Below are 15,370 nucleotides of genomic sequence, written 5' to 3' on the forward strand. Positions count from 1 at the left end.
GGCCATGGATCTTGGACTGAAGGACCGGGTGTACGTCGTCACCGGGGCCACGCGCGGCCTCGGCAACGCCACCGCGCGTGAACTCGTCGCGGACGGCGCCAAGGTGGTCGTCACGGGGCGGGACGAGAAGCGGGTCGCCGACGCGGCGGCCGAGCTGGGGCCGAACGCGGCCGGGGTCGCCGTCGACAACGCGGACCCGGAGGCGCCTGCGCGGCTCGTCGAGGCGGCGCGGCAGCGGTTCGGGGGGTTCGACGGCATTCTCGTGAGCGTGGGTGGGCCCGCCGCCGGGTTCGTGGCGGACAACACGGACGAGCAGTGGCAGTCGGCGTTCGAGTCGGTGTTCCTGGGGGCGGTACGGCTGGCGCGAGCGGCTGCCGCGGAGCTGGAGCCCGGGGGTGTGATCGGGTTCGTGCTGTCCGGGTCGGTGCACGAGCCCATTCCGGGGCTGACCATCTCCAACGGGCTGCGGCCGGGGCTCGCCGGGTTCGCCAAGTCGCTCGCGGACGAGTTGGGGCCGCGTGGGATCCGGGTGGTGGGTGTGCTGCCCGCTCGGATCGACACCGATCGTGTGCGGGAGTTGGACGGGATGTCCGCGGATCCGGAGGCGACGCGGGCTGCTCACGAGTCACGCATTCCGCTGCGGCGGTACGGTCAGCCGGAGGAGTTCGGGCGGGTGGCGGCATTTCTGCTGTCGCCGGCCGCCTCTTATCTGACCGGGATCATGGTGCCCGTCGACGGGGGGATGCGGCACGGATTCTGACTGCGGGTCGGCGGTGGTTGATCGCGCAGTTCCCCGCGCCCCTGAAAGAACGGGTCGGATTTTGGGTGCGGGTCCGTTCGGGTTGATCGCGCAGTTCCCCGCGCCCCTTAAAAGCCTTTAACTGACCCTCTCTGCGCGGTGCTTGAGCGCCTTCAGGTGTACTTCTGCGGGGAAGGTGGCGAGGCCGGCCGAGTTGCGGGCGTGGGTCAGGGACTCGGTGGTGAGGTGGTGGAGGGCTGTGCCCGGGTCCACGTGGGGTTCCAGTTCGAGTTGTACGCGGGACCTGGGGGCGGTTCGGGCTCCGGTCAGGCGGACGTGGGCGTGGGCCACGCCCTCCAGTCGGTTGGCCTCGCCCGCGAGGACGCCTTCCAGGGCGCGGCCCCGCAGCAGAGCGCCCTCGCCGTCGCCGGTGTCCACCAGGACCTCGGCGAGGCGGCGTCGGCGCAGGACCGCGGTCAGCCACCACAGGGCGAGCAGGACGACGACGGCCAGGACGGCGAGGACGGTCGGCCACCACCAGCCCTCGTCCCGCCAGCGGGTGCGCTCGGCCGCGCTGAGCAGCACGTCGTGCCGGCCGTCGTGGATCCACCAGGAGGGGGGCCGCACGCCGAGTCCCACGGCCAGCACGGACCCACCCAGCACGAGCAGGACCAGTCCGATGAGCCCGATCAGCACACGGTTGACGGTCCTGAGCACCGCACTCACCCCTTCCGTCCGGGACGCCGCACATGCACCGTCAGCGCGGGCGGCCGGGCGAGCCCCAGGCCGCCGATCGCCTCGGTGAGCGTGGTGTCCAGGTCCGTGTGCACGTCGTCCAGTTCGCGGAAGTGCGAGACGGCGGCGACGTCGGCCCGCCTGCGGCGCATCCGCACCCGTACGGACTGGACGCCCGCGACCTCCATGGCCCGGTCGCGCAGCACCAGGGCGGCGGCCTCGCGGTGCAGCCCGGCGCGCACGTCGGCCTGGGGGCGCCGCATCGGCAGGACGCCGCGCAGTCCCGGCGTGACGGCGAGCACGATCAGCCACAGGCCGAGGGCCGCGGCGACTCCGGCGCCGACGAGCACCCACGTGTCGTCGAGGGGGCGTTCGGCGAGCTGCCGAGCCAGTCGGCGGCGCCAGTCCATCGCGGGACGGTCGGCGCGCACGGCGGCGATGTCGTAGAGGAAGAGGCCCGCGACGGCGAGGGTCAGCAGCGCGACGAGGGCCGCGGGGACGCGGCGGGCGGACCAGAAGCGGCCCTCGCGGGCGGATTCCGCCGCCGGTGGGGGCGGTGCTCCCCGGTCGAGGTCGTCGCCGGGTGCCTTCTCGATGACCGGCAGCCGCTGTGTGGTGCCCTCGGAGCCCTGGGGCTCGCTCATCGCGTCCTCCCCTGTGCCGCGCCGTGCGCCGGGGTCAGATGCAGCCGCTCCACATGGACCGCGACCTCCGGCACCTCCATGCCCACCAACGCGCGTACCCGCAAAGCGACATGTCGACGCACAGCCGCGCATCGGCCGCCGATGTCGCAGGGATAGCCGAGTTCGACATGGACGCGGACGTGGGCGCTGTGGTGGTGGACCACGACGGAGGCGTGCGGCGCCGCCGCGTCCCCGGGCAGGTCGGTGAGCATCTCGCGGGCCGCCTGGGCGGCGATCTTCGCAACCACCCGGTCGGCGATCCTGGTGGCTCCGCGCTCCGCCGCCTCGACGACGGCCGAGGGTCTGTGCAGCTCACCGACGCCGTCGCTCACCGAGCTCACCGCCGACGGTCGTCACGCGTGCGGAAGAAGTCGCCGACCTCCAGGTCGCCCTCGACGAACCGGCCGACGACGAAGCCGATGGCGCCCAGCGCGGCCACCAGCAGGAAGGCCCCGAAGCCGCCGAAGTATCCGGCGAAGCCCAGTGCCATGCCGGCGATCATGCCGACCACGGCCATGCTCATCGTGCGCTCCCCTCAGCGGTGCGGTTGTCCGGTCGTCGGCGGGTCACTGGATCCGGGGCTCCGGCTCCTCGTCCTCTTCCTCGGGCAGCTTGACATCGCTCACCGCGATGTTGACCTCGACGACCTCCAGGCCCGCCATCCGTTCCACCGCAGCGACGACGTTCTCGCGCACGGCACGTGCGACGTCGGAGATCGAGACGCCGTAGTCGACGACGATCTCCAGGTCGAGTGCCGTCTGCACCTCGCCGACCTCGGCCTTCACGCCCCGCGTCACGGATTTCGAGCCGCCCGGCACCCGGTCGCGCACGGCTCCGAAGGTGCGGCTGAGCCCGCTGCCGAGGGCGTGTACGCCGACCACGTCCCGCGCGGCCAGTCCGGCGATCTTCTCGACGACTCCGTCGGCGATCGTCGTCCGTCCACGGGTCGCCGGGTCACCGCCGCCGCGCCGTGTGGTCCTGCGGGCGGTCGCGGGAGTGTCCGGGGCCTCTTTCCCCAGTCCGGGAGTCGTCGTCCGGTTCTGCTCCGTCATGTCGGTCATCGCCGTACGTCCCTTCGGTTCGTCCTCCTTGGTCCACGGTATGTGGGGTTGCGGTCCCGCGCGCCAGGGATGCGGCAGGCTGGAGGAATGACGGCGGAACGGTGGGCACAGGCAGTGCGGCATCAGGTGGGTCTGGGCAGGCTGCTGCCCCTGGGCGGACCGCGTGACGGCTCGTGGATCTCGGAGGAGGCGGCCGAGGCGGTGCTGCGGCGCGCGGCCGGGGAGTTGCGCGGGGTGCGCCTGGACGGACTCCGGATCGCTCTCGCCGACCCGGACGACGTGCAGGAGCCGGCCGTGCCGCCTCCGCCGTCCGCGCTGCCACCCGGAGCACTGCGGGTGACGGCCACGTTCGCGGCGACGGCCGCGGCGCCGCTGCCGGCGACGGCGGCCCTGGTGCGTACGACCCTGGCGGCCACGGCGGACGAGCGGCTCGGTCTGCGGGTGGCGGAGGTGGATCTGCGGGTGACGGCCCTGCTGGACGAGGACCCGGAACCCGCGCCCGTACGTGAGCCCGAGCCGCCGTACGCCGCCGAGCCCGGATCCGACGACGAGAGCCGGGCCGCGGCCGCCGCCCGGTCCGTCCCCGGGGTCGCCCGTCTGACCGGCGGTCTGGGCCGGGCCGTACAGCTGGAGGAACGGCGGACCGAGGGCGCGTTGGCGCACCGCCACGCGCGCGTGGAGCTCGCCGTGGACCCGGGCCACCGGCCGTCGGAGGTGGCCCGGCAGGTCCGTGCGGCGGTCCGGGACGCACTGTCCGACCACCCGACGGTGGCGGTGCTGGTGACGGCGGTCGGCTGAGCGGCTACTCGCCGAGGCCGGCCAGGTCCCTCAGCCGCCGGGCCTGCGCGGCACGCTCGGCGGCGCGCTGGTCGTCGTACGAACGGCCCTGCGCGCCCCGGATCAGCGCCTTCGTCTCGATCACGGCGTCGCGCGGCGCCGCCAGGATCGCCGACGCCAGATCCTGTACGGCACCGTCGAGCTGGTCGGCCGGCACGGCGAGGTTGGCCAGGCCGGTGCTGACGGCCTCCTCGGCCATGACGAAGCGTCCCGTCACACAGATCTCCAGCGCACGGGCCTGTCCGACCAGCCCGACGAGCGGATGTGTGCCCGTCAGGTCCGGCACCAGCCCGAGGCTGGTCTCGCGCATGGCGAACTGCACATCGTCGGCGACGACGCGCAGATCGCAGGCGAGGGCAAGCTGAAAGCCCGCTCCGATGGCATGCCCCTGGACGGCGGCGATGGACACGATGTCGCTGCGCCGCCACCAGGTGAAGCCGTCCTGGAACTCGGCGATGCTCGCGTCGAGTTCACCGTCGCTGCTGCGCGCAAGGTCGATGAAGGTCGGCTCGCCCTCGATTCCCTCGGGCGTGAACATTTGCCGGTCGAGGCCGGCCGAGAAGGACTGGCCCTCGGCGCGCAGCACCACGACACGGACCGACCCCGGCAGGACCCTCCCGGCCTCGGCGAGCGTCCGCCACATCGCGGGGCTCTGCGCATTGCGCTTGGCCGGGTTGGTCAGCGTCACCGTGGCGATCGCGTCGTCGACGGTGAGCCGTACGCCGTCCTTGTCGAGTACCGGACCGAGGTCCTTGGCGGGCGTGGCCATGGGGTGCCTCCGATGTGTGCGGTCAGCAGAGCATGCTCAAGTGACTGCACAGTAACCACCCGGCCGATCGTCCGACCGACCGGGTGGCCACCATCGAAGCCGAGGGGCCGCCCGGGGTCAGCCTGCGGCTTTCTTACCCCGGGTCGCCCCGCCACGCCCACGGAGCGTGACGCCCGACTCGCTGAGCATCCGGTGCACGAAGCCATACGAGCGGCCGGTTTCCTCGGCCAGTGCCCGAATGCTCGCACCGGAGTCGTACTTCTTCTTCAGGTCTGCCGCGAGCTTGTCGCGCGCGGCGCCGGTAACCCGGCTGCCCTTCTTCAGAGTCTCGGCCACCCGTGCCTCCTCATGGGAAGTGCGCTCTGGTCTCCTCATGATCACCCCTCCGGGCCTTCATGGCCACCCATTCGGCAAGGTCCGTAAGACAGGGATTTGACGACAGGAGCGCATCCCCACAAGGGGAATCCGGAATTCCACGTGATGCCGTTCGTACCGCCGAACGGGTTCTTCTCCGAAGTGCCAGGTCAGCGACGTACGACGGCCGAGCCCTTGTCGATAAAGGACTCGGCCGCGAATTCGATGTAGGACACACCTCGGTACGAGGAGATCTCACACAGATGATGGATCACCGATGGGCCGAATGATCCATACGCTGTGGATCACGCATTCGATCAAGCGAGAGCGACGAGATCCGCGTAGTCGGCGCCCCACAGGTCCTCGACGCCGTCCGGAAGCAGAATGATCCGCTCCGGCTGCAGTGCCTCGACGGCACCCTCGTCGTGGGTGACGAGGACGACGGCGCCCTTGTAGGTGCGCAGCGCGCCGAGGATCTCCTCGCGCGAGGCGGGGTCGAGGTTGTTGGTCGGCTCGTCCAGGAGCAGGACGTTGGCGGAGGAGACCACGAGGGTGGCCAGCGCGAGCCGGGTCTTCTCGCCGCCGGAGAGCACACCCGCCGGCTTGTCGACGTCGTCGCCGGAGAACAGGAACGAGCCGAGCACCTTGCGGACCTCGACGAGGTCCATGTCGGGGGCGGCCGAGCGCATGTTCTCCAGGACCGTGCGGTCGGCGTCCAGGGTCTCGTGCTCCTGGGCGTAGTAGCCGAGCTTGAGGCCGTGGCCGGGGGCGACCATGCCGGTGTCGGGCTGCTCCACGCCCGCGAGCAGGCGCAGCAGGGTGGTCTTGCCCGCGCCGTTCAGACCGAGGATGACGACCCTGGAGCCCTTGTCGATGGCCAGGTCGACATCGGTGAAGATCTCCAGCGAGCCGTACGACTTCGACAGGCCCTCGGCGGTGAGCGGGGTCTTGCCGCACGGCGCGGGCTCGGGGAAGCGGAGCTTGGCGACCTTGTCGGAGACGCGCACCGCCTCCAGGCCCGCGAGCAGCCGGTCGGCGCGCTTGGCCATGTTCTGCGCGGCGACCGTCTTGGTGGCCTTGGCACGCATCTTGTCGGCCTGCGAGTGCAGGGCGGCAGCCTTCTTCTCGGCGTTCTGCCGCTCGCGCCTGCGGCGGCGCTCGTCGGCCTCGCGCTGCTGCTGGTAGAGCTTCCAGCCCATGTTGTAGATGTCGATCTGGGCGCGGTTGGCGTCCAGGTGGAACACCTTGTTGACGACCGTCTCGACGAGGTCGACGTCGTGGGAGATCACGATGAAGCCGCCGCGGTACGTCTTCAGGTAGTCCCGCAGCCAGACGATCGAGTCGGCGTCGAGGTGGTTCGTGGGCTCGTCGAGCAGCAGGGTGTCCGCGTCCGAGAACAGGATGCGGGCCAGCTCGATACGGCGGCGCTGACCGCCGGAGAGGGTGTGCAGCGGCTGGCCCAGCACCCGGTCGGGGAGGTTGAGCGCGGCGGCGATCGTGGCGGCCTCGGCCTCGGCGGCGTAACCGCCCTTGGTGAGGAACTCCGTCTCCTGGCGCTCGTACTGCTTGAGGGCCTTCTCGCGGGTGGCGCCCTGGCCGCTGGCGATGCGCTGTTCGTTGTCGCGCATCTTGCGGATCAGCACGTCAAGGCCGCGCGCGGACAGGATGCGGTCGCGGGCGAGGACGTCGAGGTCGCCGGTGCGGGGGTCCTGCGGGAGGTAGCCGACCTCTCCGGAGCGGGTGATCTGGCCGCCGGCCGGGATGCCCTCCCCGGCCAGGCACTTGGTCAGGGTGGTCTTGCCCGCGCCGTTGCGGCCGACCAGGCCGATGCGGTCGCCCTTGGCGACACGGAAGGTGGCGGACTCGATGAGGACACGGGCGCCGGCGCGCAGCTCGATACCGGTGGCGGAGATCACGGACAGGCTCCAGGGCAGACAGGGTTGGCGGGTGTGGGCGGCTGAGGACGTTCCCGCCGTCTAATGCGCGAGGAGAATGGCCATGGGCCAAGTCTAACGGGGCGATGCAACCAGTTTTTCTGGGTTCGGGTGTTCGGGCGCCCGGGCGTGACGAACGGCACGCCCGAGCCCGCGCACGCCCCGGGCCCGCGAGCGCGATCTGAGAGCTAGCTCCCGCCGGTGTGCACCTGGAAGGCCGCGCGGCGCACCGCCTTCGCGAGGGCCGGGTCGGGGTGGGCCGCGGCGAGTGCGACCAGGACCTGGACGGTGCGGGGGTGGCCGACGGCGCGCACCTCGTCCAGGAGCAGCGGGACGGTCGGCTGCACGGCCGACTCCAGATGCCGTACGAGCATCGGGGCCTCGCCGTGGTCGGCGACGGCGGCGGCGGTGTCGACCCACAGCCAGGTGGCCTCCTCGCGGGTGAGCACCTCATGGGCGTCCTCGGGGTCCACGCCGTCGTGCTCGGCCAGCCACAGCAGGGCGTACGGCCGCAGAGTGGGCTCCTCGACGACGGCCCTGACGTCGGGCTCAGCGGGGGCGCCGACCACGCGCAGCGCCTCGAAGGCGAGGCCGCGCAGCAGTGCGTCGTCACCGCGCGCGGCGTCGACGAGTTCGGTGACGGCGCTCTTGACGGGCCGGGCGGCGAGCCAGGCGCGGTATTCGGCGCGCGCCGCGTTGGGGCGCAGCTGGGCGCAGCCGCGCAGCATGTCCTCGGCGGACTGCTCGATGTTCCCCGCGGGGCTCTGCGCGGCCACGCAGATCTGCTCCAGCTTGACCCAGACCGCCCAGCTGCCGAGCGGGGTGAGCGTGGCCTGTCCGTCGCCGTAGGTGAGGGCGCCGACGGAGGCGAGGGCGTGCAGGGCCCAGTCGAGGAGCGGGGCGAGCGGGGTGTCGGCGTCCTGCGGCGGCTCCACCGGTTCCGGCTGCGGGCCGTAGGGGATCTCGCAGCGCTCGGTGCGCAGTTCGGTGACGCGCTGCTCCAGCAGGTCGAGGAGCTGGGCGACGGGGACGGGACCGGCGGACAGCTGCAGGAAGGAGAGCACCTGGGGCATGGCCGAGACGACCTCGGCGACGGCGGCGGGCTCGTGGTCCGCGGGCTCGGGGTGGGCGAGCGACCAGGCGTCGAACAGGGCGACCCAGCCGCGCAGCACGGCGCTGTCGTCGCGGTTCCAGGCCCGCAGCCGCCAGCCGGGGCGGGCGCTGTCGCCGTGCACCTCGATGAGACCGGCGAGGCGGGCGGTGTCCCAGTCGGCGCGCGCCTGAACCACGGTCAGGCCCAGTTCCGCGGCGGCCCGTTCGGCGGTGGCGTCGGAGAGCGTGGCCTTGCCGTCGGCGGTCGCGCCGTCCCCGCCCGGGCCGAGCGCGGCGTCGGCCCAGCGGGCGACGCGGGCCGCCGCGGCCAGACCGGAGCGTGCCATTCTGGCCAGCTCCGCGGGTGCCGGTGTGCCCTCCGGGGGGTGGGGCGCGGGGCGGCGCGGGCGCCGCTGGTTCACAGCTGAAGGGGCGCCGGCCAGGGGTCGCGGGCGGACGAGTCGAAGCCTGGAGTCGCGCGGGATACGGGACGTCACGGGTGCAGTCTTCCGGTTGACGGTCCGAAAACCCAAACGGAATGTCACGGCGGGCGACGGGACTGGCCAACGCACGGGGTCCGGCGGGCGGCTCGGGGCCGGGAACAGGCCAGTGGTACGGCCTTAAACGGAATCGTATGAACTGTACGGCCGGACCTCGTTCGGCCGCCCCGCGGAGGGCGGCCGGGCGGATCACATGAGCGGGGTGAGGAAGCGGCGCAGGGCCTCTTCGTATGCCTCCGGGTCGGCGTTCCACATTGCCGCGTGCGGGGCCTCGGGGACGGTGTGCAGGGCGATCAGGTTGGGGCGGGCGTGCGCGAGCCGGCGGGAGTGCTCCCAGGGGGCCAGGGTGTCGTCCGGACCGTGGAAGATCATCGTCGGCACGGTGAGCCGGGCCGCCTCGGCGGTGCGGTCGCGCTCCAGGCCCGTGCGCCCCTGGGCGGCCCGCACGGCGAGCGGCAGCAGGGCGCCCGGGGTGCGGCGGGCCGACGCGAGGGCGCGCAGCGTCGTGGGCCAGCTGAGGACCGGGGAGTCGAGGACCAGCCCCGAGACGCGCTCGCGCAGGGCGGAGAGGACGGCGGCGCGCAGGGCCATGGTGGCGCCGGTGGACCAGCCGTGCAGGACCACCTGCCGGGCGCCGTTGTCCACGGTGTACCGGATCGCCGCGTCCACGTCGCGCCACTCGGTCTCGCCGAGGTGGTTGAGGCCGTCCGGGGAGCGGGGTGCGCCGCGGTCGCCGCGGTAGGCCAGGTCGAGCACCGGGAAGCGCTGGCGGTGCAGGAACTCCATGACGTTCAGGGGGTGTTCACGGGTGGCGCCCAGGCCGTGCACCGTGATCACCCAGGTGTCGCGGACACCGGGCACGAACCACGCGGGCAGGGAGCCGAGTTCGCCGGGGATGTCGACGTCGGTGTAGTCGAGGGAGAGGGCCGAACGCGGGTCGCCGATGTGCACGTTCGGGGTCAGCCGCACCTTGTCGCCCGGCTCCGGCGTGCCGCGGGTGACCCGTTCCAGGCGGCGCACGACGGTGTCGGCGGAGTGCGTGGCCGTCTCGAGCACCGGCCCGACGACCGCGTGGGTGCCGTCGCCCGCGAGGCCGTACGTGCCCGGGCGCAGCGCCGCCAGATGGCGGGTGAGCGCGATCTGCCCGGCGGCCGTGGCGTGCACGGTGAGCCTGGGCTCGGAGGGCAGGGGGCGGCCGGGGGGCGCCTTCAGCGCCGCGTCGCTCGCGAACCGGCCGGCGGCCACGCTCGCGGCGCCGGCCGCCAGGGCTACGGTGACGGCCGCGGCCGTCGCTTTGACAGTGCGCACCCCTCCAGTGTCCCGGCGGACCGGGTGACCGGCCAGCGGGAGGAAGGGACGGGGTGATGCGGGTTGCCGCCGAAGGTGTGGTGTGGTCACGGCACTTCGGGTACCCCGCGACGCCGGATGCGTCACTCCTGCGGCGACCCGGCGCCCGCCGCACGCTCACCCCGCTGCCCGTACCCCCGCAACTTCTCCCCCACCTCTGCCACCTGTTCGTTGGAGAGGAGGGTCGGGGACAGGCCCGGGACGGAGGATGCGGTCAGCCAGAGGCGGCACATCCACTCGAGTTGGGCCGTCCGGTCGTAGGCCTGGTCCAGGGTGGCGCCGTAGGTGACCGTGCCGTGGTTCTGGAGCAGGCAGCCGGTGCGGTCGGCGAGGGCGCGGAGCATGTTCTCGGCCAACTCGTCGGTGCCGTATGTCGCATACGGGGCGACTCGGACGGGTCCGCCGAGGGCGGCCGCCATGTAGTGGATCGTCGGGAGCTCGGGGACGAGCGTCGAGACGGCGGTCGCGTGCACGGCGTGCGTGTGCACGACGGCGGCGGCGTCGGTGGTGCGGTACACGGCGAGATGCATGGGCAGCTCGCTGGTCGGGACCAGGGTGCCGAGCACCTGCCGGCCGTCGAGGTCCACGCCGGTCACGTCGTCCGGCGCGAGCCGGTCGTAGGGCACGCCCGAGGGCGTGACCAGCACCGTGTCGCCCACCCGGACGGAGACATTGCCGGACGTGCCGACGACCAGTCCCTCGGACACCGTGCGGCGGGCCGTGGCGACGAGAGCCTCCCAGGCATGCGCCTCCTCGGGGAGCACACCCCTCCCCCACGCCTCCGGCACACGCCGTGCACTCTCCCGGGCGTCCCGCCCGTCCCCCTGATCCCGCCGCTGCTCACCCATGCCGCGATCCTGCCAGGGGCGTCCGCAACCCGCCGCCGGGCGGGGGCACTTTAGGACGGAAGCCGAGCTTCCGAAAGTGTGCGTATGCGGACAAATCACCTTGTCGCCCTGCTTGGCCTGGGATCGCCGAACATTCGGCGATCTTCCAGTAGCCTCCGGTTGATTTGTCGTGCACGTCGCCATTCCGGGGGGAAACATGGCTCGTGATCGCAAACCGTTCCGCCGCCGCACCTGCGTGATCGCGGCCTCCGTGGCGGCACTCACCACCGGCGGGGCCCTCCTCGCCGAGCTTCCGGCCTCGGCGGCCGGCCTTCCGAAGGGACACGACGTCTCCTCGCACCAGAAGAACGTCAACTGGTCGCGCGCGAAGGCCAAGGGCGCCAGGTTCGTCTACATCAAGGCGACCGAGTCCACGACGTACCGCAACCCGTACTTCGGCAAGCAGTACAGCGGCGCCCGCAACGCCGGCATCATCCGCGGCGCCTACCACTTCGCACTGCCGAACAAGTCGTCCGGCAAGTCCCAGGCGGCGTACTTCGTACGCAACGGCGGCCGGTGGAGTGCGGACGGCTGGACGCTGCCGCCGGCGCTCGACATCGAATACAACCCGTACGACAAGAAGCACAAGTGCTACGGCCTCAGCCACGCGAGCATGGTCGGCTGGATCAGATCGTTCAGCAACGAGGTCTACCGGCGCACCGGCCGCCACCCGGTGATCTACACGACCACCCACTGGTGGAACACCTGCACCGGCAAGAGCCGCGCGTTCGCCTCGAACCACGCGCTGTGGCTGGCCCGCCACAACTCGGCCAGTGCGGGAGCGCTGCCCGCCGGATGGTCGTTCTGGACCTTCTGGCAGTACGACAACAGCGGCAGCCTGCCGGGTGACCAGAATCTCTTCAACGGTTCCAGCACCCAGCTGAAGCGATTCGCCAGGGGCCGCTAGCCGAGGAACATCAAGGGGCACCAGGGGACCGGAGGCCGCCGGAACCGGGCGGAGCGGCGGCCTCCTCACCTGGTCACCCCCACGCCCCTCCCAGTTCACTTGCCGTTCACCCAGGTTGCCTACGGTCAACCGACCGATGACCTCGAACGATTGCCTGGGTAAATGGAAAACTTCTCGCTGATCCTCGCGATTGTGGTCGTCACCGCACTCGCGTTTGATTTCACGAACGGTTTCCACGACACCGCCAACGCGATGGCCACCACCATCTCGACCGGCGCACTCAAGCCCAAGGTCGCGGTGGCCATGTCCGCCGTGCTGAACCTTGTCGGCGCCTTCCTCTCGGTGGAGGTCGCCAACACGATCTCCAAGGGTCTCGTCGACGAGACCGGCATACGTCCCGAGGTCATATTCGCGGCGCTGGTCGGCGCGATCCTCTGGAACCTCGCGACCTGGCTGCTGGGACTCCCTTCCAGCTCCTCGCACGCCCTGATGGGCGGTCTGATCGGCGCCACCATCGCCTCGGCCGGCTTCGGTGCCGTGCACGGCGACGTACTCGTCACCAAGGTGCTCCTGCCGGCGCTCGCCGCCCCGATCGTGGCGGGACTCGCCGCGATGCTCGCCACCCGGCTGTCGTACGGGATCGGCCGCAGGGCCGACGGCAAGGCCGCCGAGAAGGGCTATCGCGCCGGGCAGATCGCCTCCGCAGGTTTGGTCTCCCTGGCCCACGGCACGAACGACGCGCAGAAGACGATGGGCATCATCACCCTCGCTCTGGTCGCCGGCGGTGTCGTCGCCCCCGACTCCGACCCGCCCACCTGGGTCATCCTCTCCGCCGGCCTCGCCATCGCGCTCGGCACCTACATCGGCGGCTGGCGCATCATCCGCACGATGGGCAAGGGCCTGACCGAGCTCCAGCCGCAGCAGGGCTTCGCCGCCCAGACCAGTGCGGCGACGGCGATCCTGGCCTCCTCGCACCTCGGCTTCTCCCTGTCCACCACGCATGTCGTCTCCGGTTCGGTGATGGGTGCGGGACTCGGCCGCAAGGGCGGGGTGGTCCGCTGGTCGACGGCGACCCGGATGCTGGTCGCCTGGGTGCTCACGCTTCCGGCCGCGGCCGTGGTCGGCGCCGGCGCGGAGTCCGTGACGGACCTCGGCGACTGGGGCACCGCCGTGGTGGCCGTCTTCCTCGTCGCCGCCAGTGCCGCCATCTGGAAGCTCTCCCGCCGCGAGGTCGTCGACGCCACGAACGTCAACGACACCGAGGAGCCGGCCGGCGTGGTGACCACGGCGATCGCCGCCGTGACCCCGCCGCCCGCGGCCACGGTGACCGAGGAGCTGACGGCCACCGTCCCCGCCCCGGTCACGACCGCCACCCCCGAGTCGGCGACCCCGCCGGCCGCGACCGTCTGAGCCCACCCGGCCCGACCCGGCCTGAAGGAAGAGAAGCAGCATGAAGATCGACTGGGCAGCTCTGGGCTCCGTCTTCGGCGTCAGCCTCGCGGTCACCGTGGGCCTCGTCGCCCTGTTCACCCTCGGCATCATGGGCCTGTCGCACCGCGAGCGCGCGGCAGCCCAGGGCAACTCGGCGACCCTCGCGGTCACGGGCGCGTACGTGGCCTTCGCGGGGTGTGTGGCGGCGGTGGCGTACGGGATCTCGCTGATCGTGGCCTGACACAACAGCCCCACGAGTCGGGCCGGGACACTCCTTTGAGTGACCCGGCCCCTTTTTGACGTGCCAAAAGGCCGAATGCCGGTGCTCGGCCAACCCTACCCATGGAAAAGTGACATGTGTCATAATGCCAACTGGCCGTCCGCACACATCACTTACCCATATGGCATCCAGCCCTGTGCAGCGTGATATGTGGCCCTGACGGTCACTGAGGAGCAAGGTCATGCCCAGGGAAGTCGATCCCAGCCTCAACCGCCGCAAACTCCGTCTCGAACTACGCAGCCTCCGTGAAGCCACGGGAGAGAGCCGAGATCAGGTCGCGCAGGCACTCGAGTGGTCGGTCTCCAAGCTCATCCGGATCGAGGGCGGCACGGTCAGCATGTCCGTCACGGATCTGCGAGCGCTGCTGCAGCACTACGGCGTGGCGGACGAGGAGTTGAAGGCCGACCTGGAGGCTGCCGCCCGCGGTTCGAAAGGGCCGAACTGGTGGGCCGGGTTCCGCTCCATCGTCGACCGCGGTTACGACCAGTACCTGGGGTTCGAGAGTGCCGCCGCCTCGATCCGCACCTATCACCCCGTCATCGTCCCCGGCCTGCTGCAGACCGAGGACTACGCGATGGCCATGCTGAGCACTCGTCTCGAACAGCCGCTGGCCCGCAGGCTCGTCGAACTGCGCATGGAACGCCAGGAGCGGGCCTTCGGCAGCGACACTCCTCCCTGGACCTTCTTCGTTCTCGACGAGGCCGCTCTGCGTCGGCAGGTCGGTGGAGGCATGGTGCAGCGCAACCAGCTCCGGCACCTGATCGAGATGGCGTCACGGCCACGGGTCGAGCTCAAGGTCCTCCCGTTCACCGCGCCCGCCCACTACTCGACCCTCGGCAGCTTCATCCTCCTCGGCTACGAGGGCGAGGAGGACGTTCTGTATCTGGAGACGTACGCGAGCAACCAGTCGATCCGGGACGACCACGAGGCCGTGGTGCCCTACCAGGAATGTTTCGAGTACCTGCGTGAGACCGCCATCGGCGGTGAACCGGCCATCTCGCTGATCGAGCAGATCAGGGAAGGCACCGACACCAGCTGATCCCCGTACCCGAGGAGTCCGGGGCAGAAGAAGGGGCCACACTATGCCGGCCGCTTGGCGAGAGTGGTTGCGACGAGTTCTGGCAGCCATCACGAACGTCCCGGGCGGCACCGTTGGTGCGGAAGGGACTGCAGGCGCCGACGGGTCCGGTGGTGGATCCCCCGAACCGGCACCGGGCTCCTGTTCGTCGACCGAACAGCCGGCGCCGGGCCCCACCTACAACGGCCTCGTCGAGCACGCCATCGACGACGAGGGCCGGACCACCAGGATGGACACGCTGGACCGCCACCGCACGGACGACCACATCCGGCTGATGCGGGCGACCGTCATCTACTGCACCGGCGGTGTGGTCGTGCTGGTGATCCTCCTGGCGGGACTGGCCACGGTGCTCGGCCTGTTCCACGTCACCTCGCCCGTGGTGCTCGGGCCGGTCCTGTCCGGGGCCATGACACTGGTCGTGGCGACGGGCTATCGGCTCGGGCGGCTGCTGTCGTCGCTGACCCGAGCGGGCCACGCGGTCATCCCCGAGGACAGAAGGGCCGTCGCGCCCGACGCACCGCCCGCATCCGGACCTACCGTCGGTGATCGTTCCTGAGGCCGGCGAACCCCCGCCACACTCCCGCGCTCAGCGCCACCGTGGCGGCGACCGCGACCCAGATGACGACCCGCGGCCCCGAAGCCGGAACGAGCAGCGACGCCACACCGCCGACGATGGTGGCGACCACACCGGCAAGAGCGAAGAACACCACGGGCACTGCGGCTGCTCTGTCCGAAA

The 15,370-nt window shown here is 71.5% G+C and carries 19 protein-coding genes; 7 read left to right on the forward strand and 12 right to left on the reverse strand.

Going from position 1 to position 15,370, the window contains the following annotated elements:
• Window positions 1–4 precede the first annotated feature (4 nt).
• Window positions 5–760, forward strand: coding sequence for an SDR family oxidoreductase (locus MQN93_RS29335; protein ID WP_016436254.1), 756 nt, complete (start codon window positions 5–7; stop codon window positions 758–760).
• Window positions 761–877: 117 nt separating this feature from the next.
• On the opposite strand, the gene amaP is transcribed toward MQN93_RS29335, so the two are convergent.
• Genes amaP through MQN93_RS29360 form a run of 5 tightly spaced genes read right to left on the reverse strand, consistent with a single transcriptional unit; the run spans window position 878 to window position 3,218 of the window.
• The gene (gene amaP, locus MQN93_RS29340; RefSeq protein WP_016436253.1) at window positions 878–1,465 is read right to left on the reverse strand and encodes an alkaline shock response membrane anchor protein AmaP; all 588 of its coding nucleotides are present in this window, start codon (window positions 1,463–1,465) and stop codon (window positions 878–880) included.
• Entirely contained in the window at window positions 1,462–2,118 is a 657-nt protein-coding gene (locus MQN93_RS29345; RefSeq protein ID WP_016436252.1) for a DUF6286 domain-containing protein, read from the reverse strand. Before MQN93_RS29345 ends, amaP begins: the two co-directional genes overlap by 4 nt.
• A complete protein-coding gene (locus MQN93_RS29350) occupies window positions 2,115–2,498 on the reverse strand; it encodes an Asp23/Gls24 family envelope stress response protein (RefSeq protein ID WP_037782681.1) in 384 nt (127 codons plus the stop codon). Before MQN93_RS29350 ends, MQN93_RS29345 begins: the two co-directional genes overlap by 4 nt.
• On the reverse strand, window positions 2,495–2,680 hold the full coding sequence (locus MQN93_RS29355) for a hypothetical protein (protein WP_016436250.1): 186 nt from the start codon (window positions 2,678–2,680) through the stop codon (window positions 2,495–2,497). Before MQN93_RS29355 ends, MQN93_RS29350 begins: the two co-directional genes overlap by 4 nt.
• Before the next feature lie 43 nt (window positions 2,681–2,723).
• Window positions 2,724–3,218, reverse strand: a complete 495-nt coding sequence (locus tag MQN93_RS29360; protein WP_016436249.1) for an Asp23/Gls24 family envelope stress response protein — start codon at window positions 3,216–3,218, stop codon at window positions 2,724–2,726.
• 87 nt (window positions 3,219–3,305) lie between these two features.
• Between MQN93_RS29360 and MQN93_RS29365 the strand changes: the two genes are divergently transcribed.
• A complete protein-coding gene (locus MQN93_RS29365; protein ID WP_016436248.1) occupies window positions 3,306–4,016 on the forward strand; it encodes a hypothetical protein in 711 nt (236 codons plus the stop codon).
• 4 nt (window positions 4,017–4,020) lie between these two features.
• Here the strand turns inward: MQN93_RS29365 and MQN93_RS29370 are convergent, their stop codons facing one another.
• The 6 genes from MQN93_RS29370 to MQN93_RS29395 all read right to left on the reverse strand — a co-directional run bounded on the left by MQN93_RS29370 (window position 4,021) and on the right by MQN93_RS29395 (window position 10,899).
• Window positions 4,021–4,824, reverse strand: a complete 804-nt coding sequence (locus MQN93_RS29370) for an enoyl-CoA hydratase/isomerase family protein (protein ID WP_016436247.1) — start codon at window positions 4,822–4,824, stop codon at window positions 4,021–4,023.
• Between the two features lie 117 nt (window positions 4,825–4,941).
• On the reverse strand, window positions 4,942–5,160 hold the full coding sequence (locus tag MQN93_RS29375) for a helix-turn-helix domain-containing protein (protein ID WP_019758351.1): 219 nt from the start codon (window positions 5,158–5,160) through the stop codon (window positions 4,942–4,944).
• 335 nt (window positions 5,161–5,495) lie between these two features.
• Window positions 5,496–7,094 carry an ABC-F family ATP-binding cassette domain-containing protein gene (locus MQN93_RS29380; RefSeq protein ID WP_242711924.1) on the reverse strand — a complete coding sequence of 533 codons (1,599 nt, stop codon included), beginning with the start codon at window positions 7,092–7,094 and terminating at the stop codon, window positions 5,496–5,498.
• A 206-nt stretch (window positions 7,095–7,300) separates the two neighbouring features.
• Window positions 7,301–8,551: a hypothetical protein gene (locus tag MQN93_RS29385; protein ID WP_016436245.1), complete on the reverse strand. Its 1,251-nt coding sequence runs from the start codon at window positions 8,549–8,551 to the stop codon at window positions 7,301–7,303.
• 342 nt (window positions 8,552–8,893) lie between these two features.
• Window positions 8,894–10,012 carry an alpha/beta hydrolase gene (locus MQN93_RS29390; RefSeq protein ID WP_242711925.1) on the reverse strand — a complete coding sequence of 373 codons (1,119 nt, stop codon included), beginning with the start codon at window positions 10,010–10,012 and terminating at the stop codon, window positions 8,894–8,896.
• 122 nt (window positions 10,013–10,134) lie between these two features.
• On the reverse strand, window positions 10,135–10,899 hold the full coding sequence (locus tag MQN93_RS29395; protein ID WP_242711926.1) for a class II aldolase/adducin family protein: 765 nt from the start codon (window positions 10,897–10,899) through the stop codon (window positions 10,135–10,137).
• A gap of 196 nt (window positions 10,900–11,095) precedes the next feature.
• Here MQN93_RS29395 and MQN93_RS29400 point away from each other — a divergent pair, with 196 nt between their 5' ends.
• The 5 genes from MQN93_RS29400 to MQN93_RS29420 all read left to right on the forward strand — a co-directional run bounded on the left by MQN93_RS29400 (window position 11,096) and on the right by MQN93_RS29420 (window position 15,190).
• The gene (locus tag MQN93_RS29400; protein WP_242711927.1) at window positions 11,096–11,845 is read left to right on the forward strand and encodes a lysozyme; all 750 of its coding nucleotides are present in this window, start codon (window positions 11,096–11,098) and stop codon (window positions 11,843–11,845) included.
• A 162-nt stretch (window positions 11,846–12,007) separates the two neighbouring features.
• Window positions 12,008–13,255 (forward strand): inorganic phosphate transporter, encoded by a 1,248-nt coding sequence (locus MQN93_RS29405; protein ID WP_242711928.1) that lies wholly within the window; start codon window positions 12,008–12,010, stop codon window positions 13,253–13,255.
• Between the two features lie 40 nt (window positions 13,256–13,295).
• A complete protein-coding gene (locus tag MQN93_RS29410) occupies window positions 13,296–13,517 on the forward strand; it encodes a hypothetical protein (protein WP_242711929.1) in 222 nt (73 codons plus the stop codon).
• A gap of 220 nt (window positions 13,518–13,737) precedes the next feature.
• Window positions 13,738–14,595, forward strand: a complete 858-nt coding sequence (locus MQN93_RS29415) for a helix-turn-helix domain-containing protein (protein WP_242711930.1) — start codon at window positions 13,738–13,740, stop codon at window positions 14,593–14,595.
• Window positions 14,596–14,662: 67 nt separating this feature from the next.
• The gene (locus MQN93_RS29420; RefSeq protein WP_242711931.1) at window positions 14,663–15,190 is read left to right on the forward strand and encodes a hypothetical protein; all 528 of its coding nucleotides are present in this window, start codon (window positions 14,663–14,665) and stop codon (window positions 15,188–15,190) included.
• Here MQN93_RS29420 and MQN93_RS29425 read toward each other — a convergent pair.
• Window positions 15,168–15,341 (reverse strand): hypothetical protein, encoded by a 174-nt coding sequence (locus MQN93_RS29425; RefSeq protein ID WP_242711932.1) that lies wholly within the window; start codon window positions 15,339–15,341, stop codon window positions 15,168–15,170. The genes MQN93_RS29420 and MQN93_RS29425 overlap by 23 nt on opposite strands.
• Window positions 15,342–15,370: the final 29 nt, after the last annotated feature.

Source organism: Streptomyces spinosisporus (assembly GCF_022698145.1).
Classification (GTDB): Bacteria; Actinomycetota; Actinomycetes; order Streptomycetales; family Streptomycetaceae; genus Streptomyces; species Streptomyces spinosisporus.

Bases quoted from the DNA above. Each gene is read 5' to 3' on its own strand.
- MQN93_RS29335 (WP_016436254.1), top strand. From the start codon at position 5: ATGGATCTTGGACTGAAGGACCGGGTGTACGTCGTCACCGGGGCCACG.
- MQN93_RS29345 (WP_016436252.1), bottom strand. From the start codon at position 2,118: ATGAGCGAGCCCCAGGGCTCCGAGGGCACCACACAGCGGCTGCCGGTC.
- MQN93_RS29355 (WP_016436250.1), bottom strand. From the start codon at position 2,680: ATGAGCATGGCCGTGGTCGGCATGATCGCCGGCATGGCACTGGGCTTC.
- MQN93_RS29360 (WP_016436249.1), bottom strand. From the start codon at position 3,218: ATGACCGACATGACGGAGCAGAACCGGACGACGACTCCCGGACTGGGG.
- MQN93_RS29365 (WP_016436248.1), top strand. From the start codon at position 3,306: ATGACGGCGGAACGGTGGGCACAGGCAGTGCGGCATCAGGTGGGTCTG.
- MQN93_RS29370 (WP_016436247.1), bottom strand. From the start codon at position 4,824: ATGGCCACGCCCGCCAAGGACCTCGGTCCGGTACTCGACAAGGACGGC.
- MQN93_RS29385 (WP_016436245.1), bottom strand. From the start codon at position 8,551: ATGGCACGCTCCGGTCTGGCCGCGGCGGCCCGCGTCGCCCGCTGGGCC.
- MQN93_RS29395 (WP_242711926.1), bottom strand. From the start codon at position 10,899: ATGGGTGAGCAGCGGCGGGATCAGGGGGACGGGCGGGACGCCCGGGAG.
- MQN93_RS29400 (WP_242711927.1), top strand. From the start codon at position 11,096: ATGGCTCGTGATCGCAAACCGTTCCGCCGCCGCACCTGCGTGATCGCG.
- MQN93_RS29405 (WP_242711928.1), top strand. From the start codon at position 12,008: ATGGAAAACTTCTCGCTGATCCTCGCGATTGTGGTCGTCACCGCACTC.
- MQN93_RS29410 (WP_242711929.1), top strand. From the start codon at position 13,296: ATGAAGATCGACTGGGCAGCTCTGGGCTCCGTCTTCGGCGTCAGCCTC.
- MQN93_RS29415 (WP_242711930.1), top strand. From the start codon at position 13,738: ATGCCCAGGGAAGTCGATCCCAGCCTCAACCGCCGCAAACTCCGTCTC.